The organism is Pseudomonas syringae (genome assembly GCF_023278085.1).
In the GTDB taxonomy this organism is placed as follows: Bacteria; Pseudomonadota; Gammaproteobacteria; order Pseudomonadales; family Pseudomonadaceae; genus Aquipseudomonas; species Aquipseudomonas syringae_Q.
Map to the genome: position 1 here is coordinate 2,173,058 of NZ_CP066265.1, position 13,787 is coordinate 2,186,844.

Annotated in this window: 14 protein-coding genes and 1 pseudogene; 12 read left to right on the forward strand and 3 right to left on the reverse strand. The window is 61.1% G+C overall.

Translation table 11 applies throughout. The features are described from left to right. Positions 1-71 precede the first annotated feature (71 nt). On the forward strand, positions 72-383 hold the full coding sequence (locus I9H07_RS09765) for a DUF6482 family protein (protein ID WP_024673602.1): 312 nt from the start codon (positions 72-74) through the stop codon (positions 381-383). A gap of 8 nt (positions 384-391) precedes the next feature. Here I9H07_RS09765 and I9H07_RS09770 read toward each other — a convergent pair whose 3' ends face one another. The 3 genes from I9H07_RS09770 to I9H07_RS09780 form a co-directional block, all read right to left on the reverse strand. Next, positions 392-790 carry a RidA family protein gene (locus tag I9H07_RS09770; protein ID WP_024673601.1) on the reverse strand — a complete coding sequence of 133 codons (399 nt, stop codon included), beginning with the start codon at positions 788-790 and terminating at the stop codon, positions 392-394. Between the two features lie 103 nt (positions 791-893). After that, complete coding sequence (locus tag I9H07_RS09775) at positions 894-2,870, reverse strand: DNA topoisomerase III (RefSeq protein WP_236424417.1); 1,977 nt, start codon at positions 2,868-2,870, stop codon at positions 894-896. Positions 2,871-3,051: 181 nt separating this feature from the next. Beyond that, complete coding sequence (locus I9H07_RS09780) at positions 3,052-3,879, reverse strand: HDOD domain-containing protein (protein WP_058392900.1); 828 nt, start codon at positions 3,877-3,879, stop codon at positions 3,052-3,054. Between the two features lie 312 nt (positions 3,880-4,191). Between I9H07_RS09780 and I9H07_RS25005 the strand changes: the two are divergent. From I9H07_RS25005 to phnK, 11 genes and pseudogenes are all read left to right on the forward strand, one after another. Continuing rightward, positions 4,192-5,223 (forward strand): annotated as a pseudogene (locus I9H07_RS25005) (HAMP domain-containing protein); the annotation flags it as partial. A 93-nt stretch (positions 5,224-5,316) separates the two neighbouring features. After that, on the forward strand, positions 5,317-6,081 hold the full coding sequence (locus I9H07_RS25010) for a methyl-accepting chemotaxis protein (RefSeq protein WP_418903474.1): 765 nt from the start codon (positions 5,317-5,319) through the stop codon (positions 6,079-6,081). Between the two features lie 331 nt (positions 6,082-6,412). Next, entirely contained in the window at positions 6,413-7,246 is an 834-nt protein-coding gene (phnC, locus tag I9H07_RS09790) for a phosphonate ABC transporter ATP-binding protein (protein WP_058823714.1), read from the forward strand. Positions 7,247-7,300: 54 nt separating this feature from the next. Continuing rightward, positions 7,301-8,308 (forward strand): phosphonate ABC transporter substrate-binding protein, encoded by a 1,008-nt coding sequence (gene phnD, locus I9H07_RS09795; RefSeq protein WP_236424419.1) that lies wholly within the window; start codon positions 7,301-7,303, stop codon positions 8,306-8,308. Positions 8,309-8,333: 25 nt separating this feature from the next. Further along, positions 8,334-9,122 (forward strand): phosphonate ABC transporter, permease protein PhnE, encoded by a 789-nt coding sequence (gene phnE / locus I9H07_RS09800; RefSeq protein ID WP_024673595.1) that lies wholly within the window; start codon positions 8,334-8,336, stop codon positions 9,120-9,122. Between the two features lie 37 nt (positions 9,123-9,159). Further along, positions 9,160-9,888, forward strand: a complete 729-nt coding sequence (gene phnF, locus I9H07_RS09805; RefSeq protein ID WP_024673594.1) for a phosphonate metabolism transcriptional regulator PhnF — start codon at positions 9,160-9,162, stop codon at positions 9,886-9,888. Positions 9,889-9,902: 14 nt separating this feature from the next. Next, positions 9,903-10,382 (forward strand): phosphonate C-P lyase system protein PhnG, encoded by a 480-nt coding sequence (gene phnG / locus I9H07_RS09810; RefSeq protein WP_080394478.1) that lies wholly within the window; start codon positions 9,903-9,905, stop codon positions 10,380-10,382. Next, positions 10,382-10,978, forward strand: a complete 597-nt coding sequence (gene phnH, locus I9H07_RS09815; RefSeq protein ID WP_058392904.1) for a phosphonate C-P lyase system protein PhnH — start codon at positions 10,382-10,384, stop codon at positions 10,976-10,978. Before phnG ends, phnH begins: the two co-directional genes overlap by 1 nt. Further along, a complete protein-coding gene (locus I9H07_RS09820; RefSeq protein WP_236424420.1) occupies positions 10,978-12,057 on the forward strand; it encodes a carbon-phosphorus lyase complex subunit PhnI in 1,080 nt (359 codons plus the stop codon). The genes phnH and I9H07_RS09820 overlap by 1 nt, the downstream gene beginning before the upstream one ends. Continuing rightward, positions 12,054-12,941, forward strand: coding sequence for an alpha-D-ribose 1-methylphosphonate 5-phosphate C-P-lyase PhnJ (locus I9H07_RS09825; RefSeq protein ID WP_236424422.1), 888 nt, complete (start codon positions 12,054-12,056; stop codon positions 12,939-12,941). Before I9H07_RS09820 ends, I9H07_RS09825 begins: the two co-directional genes overlap by 4 nt. Continuing rightward, the gene (gene phnK, locus I9H07_RS09830) at positions 12,938-13,759 is read left to right on the forward strand and encodes a phosphonate C-P lyase system protein PhnK (protein ID WP_024673589.1); all 822 of its coding nucleotides are present in this window, start codon (positions 12,938-12,940) and stop codon (positions 13,757-13,759) included. Before I9H07_RS09825 ends, phnK begins: the two co-directional genes overlap by 4 nt. The last annotated feature ends 28 nt before the right edge of the window (positions 13,760-13,787 follow it).

Below are 13,787 nucleotides of genomic sequence, written 5' to 3' on the forward strand. Positions count from 1 at the left end.
ACAACTGAACGTTCGCGCGGGCACAGGCTCAATTTCTACAAGGCGCTGATTTCCAGAACGCCCACGGAGGTGTGACTTTGAACATTCAAGACCTGACAAAGCATGTGAAGGATAAAAAGGTTCAGGAACTCGACCTGATCTCCATGGAAGGCGGATCCTACGTGCTCCACGCACTGGTGGATGGCAAGTCTGTACCTGTCCAGGACTCGACCGGCAAAACCCTGCACGTCGCCTCGCTGGACGAAGCCCGTAAGGTGCTTTCTTCGGTGCCGGATGTGAAGCTGTTCATGGCCCAGGCCGTTGCCCACGATGAGATGGTGGGGCTCGACAGTGTTCAACCCGAGTCCTCCCGCCACGAGATTCCGTTGCGCTCCAGCCTGTGATCGCGGGGTCAGACGCTGCGTCTGACCGCGATGCACTTGATCTCCAGCAACAGGCCGGGGTGTGCCAGTTCGGCTACGCCTATGCACGTCCAGGCGCATTGCCCGCGTGGAAAAATGCGGTTCTTCACCTCGCGAAATACCGGCATGTGCTCGCTCATGGCGACGTGATAGGTGGTCATGTCGACAATGTCGTCGAACGTGCAGCCGCCTTCGGCCAGTACGGTGCGCAGATTCTCCCAGCAGGCGATGAACTGCGCCTCCGGGTTGAGGATGATCTCCATCTCCCGGGTGCGCCCCACCTGCCCGGCGCAGTAGAGCGTGTTTCCCACTCTGACAGCAGGCGCATAGCCTGCGCGGTCCATGATCGACTGCATGGTGGAAGGGACGATGATTTCGCGATCTGACATGTGTAGCACCTGTTTGAAACGTCTGAGTCTGTAACGTCTAAGTGAGTAACATCTGCACAGTGCAATTGCTGTGTTGGCTCTGCGCGTCAGGCATTGCTGCGGCTCAGCCCTTTGCGGCCGGTTTGGCAGTGCGACGCGGTTTCTTCACGGCACCGCCTGCTGGCGCAGCAGTTGCCGCAACACTGCGCTTTGCAGTCTTGCGTTTTTTCTTCCACGGCGGCGCAACGCCTGCCGGGCTGGCCGGGCCGCTGATGGTCATGCGCATGCCGACGCAGCGACTCACCTGTTTGCTCATCCACGCCGCCTGTTTGGCGACAAACTCTTCGAGACTCATCTCGCCGCTCTGCACCATGTCCAGCGCCTGTTCCCAGATTGCAGTGGTGCCTGGGTCGGCGATGGCGCGAGGAACCGCGTCGATCAGGCTGAAGGCTGCCGGTGTGGCGCACAACGCCTTGCCTTGTTTGGTCAGGTAGCCACGATCCAGCAGGCCCTGAATAATCCCGGCGCGGGTGGCTTCGGTGCCGATGCCGGTGGTGTCCTTGAGCTTTTGCTTGAGTAAAGGGTCTTCTACCAGTTTGGCGACGTTCTTCATCGCCTTGATCAGGTCGCCTTCGGTGAAAGGCTTGGGCGGCTGGGTCCAGAGGTCCTTGAGAACGACCTCGGCCACGGCGCACTCGCAGCCTTGAAGCAGCCTGGGCAGTGGCTGCGGTGCAGGCGCCTCGCGACCTTTGGCCGGGGCCAACGCCTCGGGCATGGCGCGTTTCCAGCCGGGCTCGACGATCTGCTTGCCGACCGCGCGCAAGGCATGGCCTGCGCAGTCGAAGTCGGCCTGGGTCCGGTCGTACTCGTGGTTGGGCAGAAACTGCGCCAGATAGCGCGCCCTGATCAGGGTATAGACCGCACGGGGTTTGCCGGTCAGGCGTTCGACGCCACGCACGGCGGCAGTAGGAATGATGCCGTGGTGAGCCGTGACTTTGGCGTCGTTCCAGGCACGCGAACGGCGTTGCGGGTCAAGGTGTGGCAGCAAGCCGGCCAGCGCCGGGTCCGCCTTGCCCAGCGCAGCAATGATGCCCGCAGCTTCACCGTGTTGACTGTTCGGCAGGTAACCGCAGTCGCTTCGCGGATAGGTGATGACCTTGTGGGTTTCATACAGCGACTGGGCGATATCGAGGGTTTCCTGCGCACCGAGCCCAAGCTTTTTCGAGCAGATTTCCTGCAACGTGCCGAGGTCGAACGGCAGTGGTGCGGCTTCGCGTATCCGCTCGGTGCGCAGTTTGAGCAGTGTCGCGCCGGAAGCCTTGCGCATGGCCTCGGCAGCCTGTTGCGCCAGTGGCTGGTTCAGGCAGCGATCCTGATCGTCACAGGTATCCGACGGCGCGCGCCACTGGGCGATGAACGCCTGATTGTCATGCAGCAGTTTGACGTCGATGGCCCAGAAGGGCGCGGGCACGAAGTCAGCGATGCTGCGATCGCGGTCCACCACCAGACGCAGGGTCGGGGTTTGTACGCGCCCGACCGGCAGTACGCCTTGGTAACCGGATTGCCGACCCAGCAACGTGAACAGACGACTCATGTTCATGCCGATCAGCCAGTCGGCACGCGATCGACCGAGCGCCGAGTGATACAGGCTGAACGTATCGGCGCCCGGCTTTAGCGCTGCCAGCGCCTTGCGAATCGAGGCGTCATCGAGTGCCGACAGCCACAGCCGCTGGATCGGTCCGCGATAGCGGCAGTGCTCGACCAGTTCGCGGGCGATCATTTCGCCTTCGCGGTCTGCGTCAGTGGCGATGACCAGCTCCTGTGCCTCGCCCAGCAACCGCTTGACCGCCTTGAACTGGCTGGCGGTGCGGGGCTTGACCAGCATCTTCCACTTCTCCGGGACGATGGGCAGGTCTGCCAGCACCCAGCGCTTGTAACGCGCATCGTAGGCGTCGGGCGGGGCGGTTTCCAGCAAGTGGCCGATGCACCAGGTCACCGTTGCGTTGGCACCCACCCAACAGCCATCGCCACGTCGGGTAGCGCCGAGCGCAGCCGCAATGTCCTTGGCCTGAGAGGGTTTTTCGCAAAGAAACAGCCGCATGACTACCGTCGTCGATTACCGGTGTGAGGCTGCAAGGATGAACTTTGAACGGGCGTGGAGCAAGTTTTATCTGTATGGATATACAGATAAAAGGGTTTCCGGCGCTGTCATGCGGGTTGCCTCGGGCATGCCAGCGCTGTTGATCGAAGACGGTCTTTCCCAGGCTACCGGGCTGTTTTGCCTAGCTCAGCAGCTCCGAAAAGGCCTTGTCTGCCTCCAGTACGGCGGGCAACCCGGCAAACAGCGTGTCCAGGTCGATGCCCTCCATCAGCGGCCCGCCAGACGCTTTTTGCGCTTCGGGCGTGGCACCGCCGTGAGCTTCCAGCGCGTCCGAGATGGTGATGGCCTGGGCAACGATCCGAGGCAACTGTGCGTCAGCTGGCGCCTGCATCGGTTTGGCCTGATAGGCGATGGCCTGCAGAATCACGTGCGGCAGATGCCAGCGGCGGGCCAGTTCGGCACCGACTTCCGGGTAGCCGAAACCCAGTTGCAGGGTTTCGCTGGCGCCTCGTCCCGGCGTGTTGGCTGTGGCGGCATTGTTCAGACGTTCTGCAACCTCGGGGGCACCGGTCTGGATCAGCAGTTCACCGATGTTATGCATCACGCCGCAGGTAAAGGCCGTTTCCGGATCGGCGCTGCCTTGTCTGGCGAGCATTCGGCAGATCCCCGCAACCTGAAAGCTTTTCAGCCAGAAACCCTTGAGGTCGAAACTCGGCCCGGCCTTGAACGCGCCGGTCACCGCAGACGCCATGACCAGCGTACGCAGGGTGTTGAAGCCCAGACGCATAGCCGCGTCTTCGATGCTGGAGGAATCCCGCGAACCGCGGAACCTTGCGGAGTTGGCCAGACGCAACACCTTGGCGGCAATTACCGGGTCCTTCTCTATATTGCGGGCGATGCTTTCCAGGTTGGAAGAGGGATTGTCGAACTGCAGCATGAGGTCCTGAGCCACTTTGGGAATACTCGGGAGACTATGCAAATCGTCAAAAAGTTTTTCGATACTCAGCATGGCAAGGCCATCCTCTGCACGGCGGGGATGATTTCAACCATAGCCAGTTTTTTAAGCTCTGCACGTTTTGCACTCCATTGTGGGACCGGTATCCCAAGCGTCACAAAAAAATAATCAAAGACTTGTCAGTCGCTGCCGATATGTCGACAGAAGCGATTCCGTAAATTGTCGAGGCTCGGCCCTGCCTGGCCTGTCGACCAAGGTTGCTGAACGGCCTGTATTTTTGCGCTGTTGTAGAGACGGTGCAGTTGTGGTGTTTGATTGACGATCCAGAGATCGTCCTAATTGGTTTTTGCCGTGGAAGTAACCGCTATGAAAAGTCTGGGTTTCAGCAAAAAAATCCTTCTCGCCGCCGCGCTGATCGTGGTGGTTGCGTTTAGTGTATTCATTGTCATCAATGACTATCGACAACGTCAGTCACTCAAATCCAGCGTCAAGTCCGAGTTGCAACAACTGGGTACACTGACCACGCAAAACATTCAGACCTGGCTGGAAAGCCGCATTCAATTGCTGCAATCGATGTCACAGCAGATCGCCGTGGATGGCAAGGACCTGCCACAGTTGCAGCGCGCAATCGGTCTGGCGACCTACAGCGACAACTTTCAGCTCAGTTATTTCGGCAGCACTGAAGGCGTGATGTTTTCGGTTCCGGCCGGCAACCGTCCGGCTGATTACGATCCGCGTGCGCGTGGCTGGTATAAAGCCGCGCAAAATGCGCCAAGCACCATCGTTACTGAACCGTACATTGCAGCATCGTCCGGCAAGCTGGTGATGACCCTTGCCACGCCGGTGAAGATCCAGAATCAGTTTGCCGGTGTTGCCGGGGCTGATATCTCGCTGGATAACGTGACCAAAATCATCAATTCGCTGAACTTCGATGGTCACGGTTACGCGTTTCTGGTCAGTGCCGACGGCAAGATTCTGGTGCATCCGGACAGCAAACTGGTGCTCAAGAACATCAGCGAGGCCTACCCGACCAATACGCCGAAAATTGCCACCGGCGTGACTGAAATCGATTCTGGCAAACAGCCCGAGATCATTTCGTTCACGCCTGTTCAGGGTGTTTCGACCGCCAATTGGTACGTGGCACTGGTGCTGGAGCAGGACTCTGCCTACGCCATGCTGACCGAATTCCGTACCTCGGCCATCACCGCGATGGTCGTTGTGGTGATGGTGATCATCCTGCTGCTGGGCCTGTTGATCCGTGTGTTGATGCAACCGTTGCATCAGATGGGCCGTGCGATGCGTGATATCGCTGATGGCGAGGGTGACCTGACCAAGCGTCTGGCTATCACTTCCCACGATGAATTCGGCGCGCTGGCCGAGTCTTTCAACCATTTCGTCGAGCGTATTCACACCTCGATCCGCGAAGTGGCTTCGACTGCGGCGCAACTGGGCGAAGTGGCCACTCGGGTGGTCAAGGTCTCCAATGCGTCGATGAGCAACTCCGACCAGCAGGCCAACCGCACCGAAAGCGTGGCAGCGGCGATCAACGAACTGGGTGCGGCGGCCCAGGAAATCGCGCAGAACGCGGCGCGCACGTCGCAACAGTCGAGTGATGCCAGCGGCCTGGCCAGTGACGGCCAGAACGTGGTGCAGCAGACCATCAAGGCCATGAACGAGCTGTCCGGCAAGATCAGTGACTCCTGCGTGAACATCGAAAGCCTGAACGACAAGACGGCCAATATCGGGCAGATCCTTGAGGTGATCACCAGCATTTCCCAGCAAACCAACCTGCTTGCGCTCAACGCAGCCATCGAAGCGGCGCGTGCCGGTGAAGCCGGACGCGGTTTTGCGGTGGTGGCGGACGAGGTGCGCAACCTGGCGCATCGCACTCAGGATTCGGCGCAGCAAGTGCAGAAGATGATCGAAGAGCTGCAGGTCGGTGCCCGTGACGCAGTGACCAACATGACCGAAAGCCAGCGTCAGAGCGAGGACAGCGTCGGTATCGCCAACCTGGCCGGTGAGCGCCTGAGCAGCGTGACCCGCCGCATCGAAGAGATCAACGGCATGAACCAGTCGGTCGCGGCGGCAACGGAAGAGCAGACCTCGGTGGTCGAGTCGATCAATGTCGACATCACCCACATCAACACCCTCAACCAGCTGGGCGTGGACAACCTGCGCCAGACGCTGGAAGCCTGCAACTCGCTGGAAGAACAGGCCGCCCGCCTGCAGCAACTGGTGGGCAGCTTCCGGATCTGATCCGGCCTGCATGTGCGCCGCTCCGCAGGCCCGGGAGCGGACGCCTTGATACCTCTCGTACCAGCGCTCAGCGTTATACCTATATCTGACTGACTATCGTGCCAATGCTCCGCGTTGGCATGCATTTCTGGACGCTCTGCGTCCGGTCTTGAGCGTGCGCCGCGTCGTCGTGCCCGGATCCGGCATAACCCCATGTTCGCGTTGCAACAACACCTGCGACAAACTGTTATGACCCCGTCATTCGCGGTTCATGAGGCTGCAACAACTCAGGTTCAGTTTGGTTGACACCGAACGCGACCTGTCCCGGGTCGTGAAAAGACCGAGAAGCCTCATGAACGCAGCTATTCATGTCGAAGGCCTGAACAAGACTTTTTCGCACAAAAGCGCGCTCATTGACCTCGCGTTGTCTATACAACCGGGAGAAATGGTCGCGTTGATCGGGGCATCGGGCTCCGGCAAGTCGACGTTGCTGCGCCATCTCGCGGGCCTTGCCTGCTGTGATCGAGGCAATGGCGGTCACGTTCAAGTGCTGGGCCGCGAGGTTCAGGCTGCGGGTCGTCTCAACAGCCAGGTGCGCCGTCTGCGCGCCGACATCGGCTATATCTTCCAGCAATTCAACCTGGTCAATCGCCTCAGCGTGATGGACAACGTATTGCTGGGGTGTCTGGGCCGCATGCCGCGCTGGCGCGGTAGCCTGGCGCTGTTCAACCGTGAGGAAAAACAGCGAGCCATGGCTGCGCTGGATCGGGTAGGGCTGGCCGACCTCGCCAGCCAGCGCGCCTCGACCTTGTCGGGCGGCCAGCAACAACGGGTAGCCATCGCCCGGGCGCTTACTCAGCGCGCCGAAGTCATTCTCGCCGACGAACCGATTGCCTCGCTGGACCCCGAATCAGCGCGCCGGGTCATGGAAATCCTCGCCGACATCAATCGTCGCGACGGCAAGACGGTCGTAGTCACCCTGCATCAGGTTGATTACGCCGTGCGCTATTGCCCGCGTGCCGTCGCCCTCAAAGGCGGACGCATTCATTACGACGGCCTCGCCCAAGACCTCAGCAAGCAGTTCCTCAATGACCTGTACGGCGCAGACGAGGATGCCAGCCTGATGATCACCGAACGAGCCCGCCGCGTCCGCCAGAAGCCGCGCCTGGCGCTGGCCAAAGTCTGATGCGTTTTCAACATTGATAGCCGCTGTATCAACCTCATTACCAGGAGAGCTTGCATGTTCAACCGTATCGGTCGCGTCCTCGCGTCTGCCGCTTTGCTGACTGCCTGCGCGTTGGGCTCGGTCCAGGCGGAAGAAAAAGTCATCAATTTCGGCATCATGTCCACCGAGTCATCGCAGAATCTGAAAAGTATCTGGCAGCCATTTCTCGATGACATGAGCAAGAAAACCGGCCTCAAGGTCAACGCCACCTTCGCCTCGGACTATGCCGGTCTGATTCAGGGCATGCGCTTCAACAAGGTTGATGTGGCCTGGGTGGGCAACAAGGCCGCGATCGAAGCGGTGGATCGCTCCAACGGTGAAGTGTTCGCCCAGACCGCAGCCGCCGATGGCGCGCCCGGTTACTGGAGCTTGCTGATCGTGCGCAAGGACAGCCCGATCAATTCGGTCGAAGACATGCTCAAGAACGCCAAGACTCTGACCTTTGGCAACGGTGATCCGAACTCCACCTCGGGTTATCTGGTGCCCGGTTATTACGTGTTTGCCAAGAACCACGTCGATGCGTCCACTGCGTTCAAGCGCACGCTGAACTCCAGCCATGAAGTCAACGCACTGAGCGTTGCCAAGGGCCAGCTCGATGTCGCGACGTTCAATACCGAAAGCTGGGATCGCCTGGCGGTCACCCAGCCGGACAAGGTCAAGGAACTCAAGGTGATCTGGAAATCGCCGCTTATTCCGTCCGATCCAATGGTCTGGAGCAAGGCCCTGTCGGACGAAAACAAGGCAAAGATTCGTGAGTTCTTCGCCACCTATGGCGACTCCGACGAAGAAAAAGCAGTCCTCAAGAACATGCAACTGGGCAAGTTCCTCACGTCCAGCGATGACCAGTTGTTGCCAATTCGCCAGCTCGAACTGTTCAAGCAACGTACTGAAGTCGCCGCCAGCACCACCCTGGATGCTCAGGAGAAAGCGACCCGTCTCAAAGACATCGACGCCAGCCTGAGCAAGTTGCAGGAACGCATGACCGAACTGAACCAGAAAGCCACCGCCAGCGCTGCAGGCTGATTGCGGTCCCAAACAGGAGGTCGCCATGACCACTCAAGTTGCCTACACCCAGGTGGCGGGTAAGCCCAACTGGTCGCGTTATCTGGGCTGGGGGCTGTTGCTCGCGGCACTGGCCTGGGCCTGGCAGGGCGCGGAGATGAACCCGATGGCGCTGGTGCGCGACTCGTCGAACATGGCGACGTTCGCGTCCGACTTCTTCCCGCCGGATTTCCGCGAGTGGCGCAGCTACCTCAAGGAAATGCTGGTAACGATCCAGATCGCCCTGTGGGGCACGGCGCTGGCGATTGTCTGCTCGATACCGCTGGGCATTCTCTGCGCCGAGAACATCACGCCGTGGTGGGTTCACCTGCCGCTGCGGCGATGCATGGATGCGTTCCGGTCGATCAACGAGATGGTCTTCGCCATGCTGTTCGTGGTGGCGGTCGGTCTCGGGCCGTTCGCCGGGGTGCTGGCACTGTGGATCAGCACCACGGGGGTGTTGGCCAAGCTGTTCGCCGAAGCCGTTGAAGCCATCGAGCCGGGCCCGGTCGAGGGCGTTCGTGCCACCGGGGCCAGCGCCTTGCAGGAAGTGATCTACGGCGTCATTCCGCAGGTCATGCCGCTGTGGATCTCCTATGCTCTATACCGTTTCGAATCGAATGTGCGCTCGGCAACGGTGGTCGGCATGGTCGGGGCAGGGGGGATCGGGGTGATTCTCTGGGAAAACATCCGTTCCTTTGCCTTTGTCCAGACCAGTGCCGTGTTGCTGGTGATCATCGTTGTGGTAAGCGTGATCGACGTTGTCTCGCAGCGTCTGCGCAAGCAATTCATCTGACTAAAGAGGGGTGTTCCGATGAACACTTTTTTTAACCATGCAGTTGTCTAGACAAGTAGCGCCGATGTACCACGAGCTGGCCAACACACTGCGTGAAGAGCTGGCCGCCTATCAGCCTGGCGACTATCTGCCAGCCGAATTTCAACTGGCCGAGCGCTTCAGCGTCAACCGCCACACCATTCGCCGCGCGGTCGATGAGCTGGTGCGGGAGGGCAGTGTGTTACGTCGTCAGGGCAAGGGCACCCAAGTGCTGGAGCGCCCTTTGATTTACCCGATGCAGGCCGACAGCGCTTACAGCAAGTCGTGGTCGGCGCAAGGTTTGGGGGTGGAAGCGATCCTGCTGCGGCGTTGCGACTGCGAGGCCAGCCGTGAGGATGCGCTGCACCTTGGACTGGAAGAGCATGCGCCGCTGATCGAATTGCAGACCCTGCGCAAGCTCGACGGACAAGCGGCCAGCCTGATATTCCACCGCTACAGCGCTCGTTATGCCGGGTTGCTGGCAGATTACAAGGGTGGCTCGGTGCGCCAGTACCTGGCCGAGCGCGAGCTGCCGCTGAGCCGCGCGCAAAGCCTGATCGGTGCCCGGCTGCCGTCCCGGGAAGAAGCCGGGTGGCTATTGATGCCTCGGCACATGCCCGCGCTGACGGTGCTGACCGTTTCCTGCGACGCGGCGGGGCAGCCGGTGGAGCTTTCCCGTTCGGTCAGCCGCGCCGACCGTTTCCAGTACCAGGTGGCGACGCCTGCTGTCCCTGTCAAGACGACCTGATACCGAGGTGTTCCATGCAAGCAACAAGTTCCGAAACAACTCCCGAAACAACGGTGCGTCAGCGCTGGATGGGTGTACTGGCCCGCGCTTATGTCGATCAACCGAGCCGCGAGCAACTGAACCGCCACGAAGCGGCGCTACGTGATACCGACTACCAGATGATCCGCGCCCCGGAAATCGGCATGACCCTGGTGCGTGGCCGAATGGGTGGCACCGGCTCGGCCTTCAATCTGGGCGAGATGAGTGTCACGCGCTGTGTGGTGCGCCTGGCTGACGGCCGCACCGGTTTCAGCTATCTGGCCGGACGCGACAAGCGTCACGCCGAACTGGCCGCGCTGGCTGATGCCCATCTGCAGGGCGCGCAGCAGGCCTGGTGGCTGAGCGAACTGATCGAACCGCTGGCCCAGGCGCAAGCCGAGCGCCGGGCGCAGAAGGAGGCCGAAACCGCTGCGACCAAAGTGGAATTCTTTACCCTGGTCCGAGGAGAAGACTGATGAACGCCGTCCTTCTGCAACCTGCTTTCACCGATCCGGTACTGGATGCCCAGCGCAGTTTCCGCGTGGCGCTCAAAGCGCTGGCCGGTCCCGGCGTGACTCAGACCCTGCCAGCCGGTCACCAGCCGCCTGCGCTGCAAGGCCTGGACAGTGCGACCCATGCACTGTGTCTGGCATTGCTGGACCTGGACACGCCGATCTGGCTGGCGCCTGCGTTCGACACCCCCGCGATTCGCGCCAATCTTGCCTTTCATTGCGGCTGCCCGATTGTGGCTGATCGAAACGCTGCGCGCTTTGCGTTGCTCGACGGATCGACGGCTCACGATCTGGACGGTTTTGACACCGGCAACGACCGTTACCCGGATCAGTCCTGCACCTTGCTGATCCAGTTGCCGAGCCTTGAAGGCGGACCGGCACTGAGCTGGAGCGGGCCCGGTATCGAGCGACAAAACGACGTGAGCCTGCCTCTGGATAAACGCTTCTGGACCGAGCGTGACTCGCATAACCACTTCCCCTGCGGGCTGGATGTGTTCTTTCTGGCGGGCAACCACGTCCTTGGTTTGCCACGCAGCACCCGCGTGCAGGAGTGTGTCTGATGTATGTTGCCGTGAAGGGTGGCGAACAGGCCATTGATAATGCCCACCGCCTGCTGGCCAACAGGCGCCGTGGCGATACCGACATCGCCGAGCTCGACGTCGAGCAGATCCGCCAGCAGTTGCCACTGGCCGTTGCGCGGGTCATGAGCGAGGGCTCGCTGTACGACGAGCAACTGGCCGCGCTGGCGATCAAGCAGTCGGCAGGCGATCTGGTCGAGGCGATCTTTCTGCTGCGCGCCTACCGCACGACGCTGACGCGCTTCTGCGCCAGCCAGCCGATCGACACATCAAACATGCAGCTCAACCGACGTCTGTCGGCCACGTTCAAAGACTTGCCCGGCGGTCAGTTGCTAGGGCCGACCTTTGACTACACCCATCGCCTGCTGGATTTCACCTTGCTGGCCGAAGGCGAGCATCCGGGCCCGACGGTCGCCCCGGACGCCACGCTGGAAGCGTGCCCGCGGGTGCTGGGCCTGCTCGCCAAGGAAGGCCTGATGAAGCCCGAAGTCGACGACGGCGAGCGCGTGGCGGACATCACCCGCGAACCGCTGGAGTATCCCGCCACTCGTGCCCAGCGTTTGCAGGCGCTGGCGCGTGGCGATGAGGGCTTTCTGCTGGCGCTGGGTTACTCGACCCAGCGCGGCTACGGCCGCAACCACCCGTTCGCCGGGGAGATCCGCATTGGCGAGGTCGAGGTCTGGATCGAGCCTGAAGAGCTGGGTTTTCCGATCCTGATTGGCGACATCGAAATCACCGAATGCGAAATGGTCAACCAGTTCGTCGGCTCGGCCAGCGAACCGGCGCAGTTCACTCGGGGGTACGGGCTGGCGTTCGGCAATGCAGAGCGCAAGGCCATGGGCATGGCGCTGGTGGATCGCTCCCTGCGCGCCGAGGAATTCAACGAAGAAATCCGTTCGCCGGCCCAGCAGGAAGAGTTCGTGCTGGCGCATTGCGACAACGTTGAAGCCGCAGGCTTTGTCTCGCACCTGAAACTGCCGCACTACGTCGACTTCCAGTCCGAACTGGAACTGATCCGCAAGCTGCGCAAGTCCGCACCGAACCCGGAGAGCGACCAATGAGTACTGCACCCATGAGCACCGCACAGCAAAGGCCCGCCCGGGATGAGGCGTACAACTTCGCCTATCTGGACGAACAGACCAAACGCATGATTCGCCGCGCGCTGCTCAAGGCGGTGGCGATTCCCGGTTATCAGGTGCCCTTTGGCGGGCGCGAAATGCCGTTGCCGTATGGCTGGGGCACCGGTGGCATGCAACTGACGGCGACGATCCTCGGCGACGATGACGTGCTGAAGGTCATCGATCAGGGCGCTGACGACACCACCAACGCAGTGTCGATCCGGCGTTTTTTCGCCCGTACAGCAGGCGTTGCCACCACCGAGCGCACGCCGGAAGCCACCGTGATCCAGACCCGCCACCGGATTCCGGAAACACCGCTGCACGCCGATCAGATCATGGTTTATCAAGTGCCGATTCCCGAACCTCTGCGTTTCATCGAACCCTCTGAAACCGAAACGCGCACCATGCACGCGCTGGATGATTACGGCGTCATGCACGTCAAACTCTACGAAGACATCGCCACCTTTGGCCACATCGCCACCAGTTACGCTTACCCGGTGATGGTCGACGAGCGTTACGTGATGGACCCGTCGCCGATTCCTAAATTCGACAACCCCAAACTGCACATGAGCCCGGCGCTGATGCTGTTCGGCGCCGGACGGGAAAAACGCCTTTACGCCGTACCACCATTCACACAGGTGGTCAGTCTGGACTTCGAGGACCATCCGTTCGAAGTGCAGCGCTGGGAGCAGTGCTGCGCCATCTGCGGCAGCCACGACTCCTTCCTCGACGAGCTGATTCTCGATGACGCGGGGACTCAGAGCTTTGTCTGTTCCGATACCGACTACTGCGCCCAGCGCGTCAAACAGCAGGAGATCGCCCGATGATCAGTGCGCTTTCATCAAGTCCCGAGGGCGCGCGTCAGGCCGAACCTGCGCAGCCGTTGCTCAAGGTCCGAGGGCTGACCCGGTTGTTCGGTGTCCAGAAAGGCTGCCAGGACGTCAGTTTCGACCTGTACCCCGGCGAAGTGCTGGGCATTGTCGGCGAATCCGGTTCGGGCAAGTCCACCTTGCTGTCGCTGTTGAGCGGCCGTTGCCCGCCGGATCGCGGCACCATCGACTATCGCGGCAAGCACGGCGACTGGCTCGACCTGTACAGCGCCAGCGAGGCGCAGCGTCGCACGTTGTTACGCACCGAATGGGGCTTTGTCGAGCAGAACCCGCGTGACGGCTTGCGCATGGGCGTGTCGGCCGGGGCCAATATCGGTGAGCGTCTGATGGCGCAGGGCGTGCGCAATTATCAGCAACTGCGCGGCGCTGCGCTGGACTGGCTGACCCAGGTGGAAATCGACCCGCAGCGCATCGACGACCTGCCGCGCACCTTTTCCGGCGGCATGCAGCAGCGCCTGCAAATTGCCCGCAACCTGGTCTCCAGCCCGAGGCTGGTGTTCATGGACGAACCCACCGGCGGGCTGGATGTGTCGGTGCAGGCGCGCTTGCTCGATCTGTTGCGCGGGCTGGTTCGCGAGCTGGACCTGGCGGTGGTGATCGTGACCCACGACCTGGCGGTGGCGCGGCTGCTGGCGGACCGGCTGATGGTCATGCGTCGCTCGCAAGTGGTGGAAAGCGGGCTCACCGATCAGATCCTCGATGACCCGCAGCATCCGTATTCCCAGTTGCTGGTCTCCTCGGTGTTGCAGCCATGAACCAGACCGTTCATTCAGACACAGCCCT

What these genes read in the sequence shown, in the direction of transcription:
- I9H07_RS09770 (WP_024673601.1), bottom strand. Translation starts at nt 790, where the DNA reads ATGTCAGATCGCGAAATCATCGTCCCTTCCACCATGCAGTCGATCATG.
- I9H07_RS09775 (WP_236424417.1), bottom strand. Translation starts at nt 2,870, where the DNA reads ATGCGGCTGTTTCTTTGCGAAAAACCCTCTCAGGCCAAGGACATTGCG.
- I9H07_RS09780 (WP_058392900.1), bottom strand. Translation starts at nt 3,879, where the DNA reads ATGCTGAGTATCGAAAAACTTTTTGACGATTTGCATAGTCTCCCGAGT.
- I9H07_RS25010 (WP_418903474.1), top strand. Translation starts at nt 5,317, where the DNA reads ATGAGCAACTCCGACCAGCAGGCCAACCGCACCGAAAGCGTGGCAGCG.
- phnC (WP_058823714.1), top strand. Translation starts at nt 6,413, where the DNA reads ATGAACGCAGCTATTCATGTCGAAGGCCTGAACAAGACTTTTTCGCAC.
- phnD (WP_236424419.1), top strand. Translation starts at nt 7,301, where the DNA reads ATGTTCAACCGTATCGGTCGCGTCCTCGCGTCTGCCGCTTTGCTGACT.
- phnE (WP_024673595.1), top strand. Translation starts at nt 8,334, where the DNA reads ATGACCACTCAAGTTGCCTACACCCAGGTGGCGGGTAAGCCCAACTGG.
- phnF (WP_024673594.1), top strand. Translation starts at nt 9,160, where the DNA reads ATGCAGTTGTCTAGACAAGTAGCGCCGATGTACCACGAGCTGGCCAAC.
- phnG (WP_080394478.1), top strand. Translation starts at nt 9,903, where the DNA reads ATGCAAGCAACAAGTTCCGAAACAACTCCCGAAACAACGGTGCGTCAG.
- phnH (WP_058392904.1), top strand. Translation starts at nt 10,382, where the DNA reads ATGAACGCCGTCCTTCTGCAACCTGCTTTCACCGATCCGGTACTGGAT.
- I9H07_RS09820 (WP_236424420.1), top strand. Translation starts at nt 10,978, where the DNA reads ATGTATGTTGCCGTGAAGGGTGGCGAACAGGCCATTGATAATGCCCAC.
- I9H07_RS09825 (WP_236424422.1), top strand. Translation starts at nt 12,054, where the DNA reads ATGAGTACTGCACCCATGAGCACCGCACAGCAAAGGCCCGCCCGGGAT.
- phnK (WP_024673589.1), top strand. Translation starts at nt 12,938, where the DNA reads ATGATCAGTGCGCTTTCATCAAGTCCCGAGGGCGCGCGTCAGGCCGAA.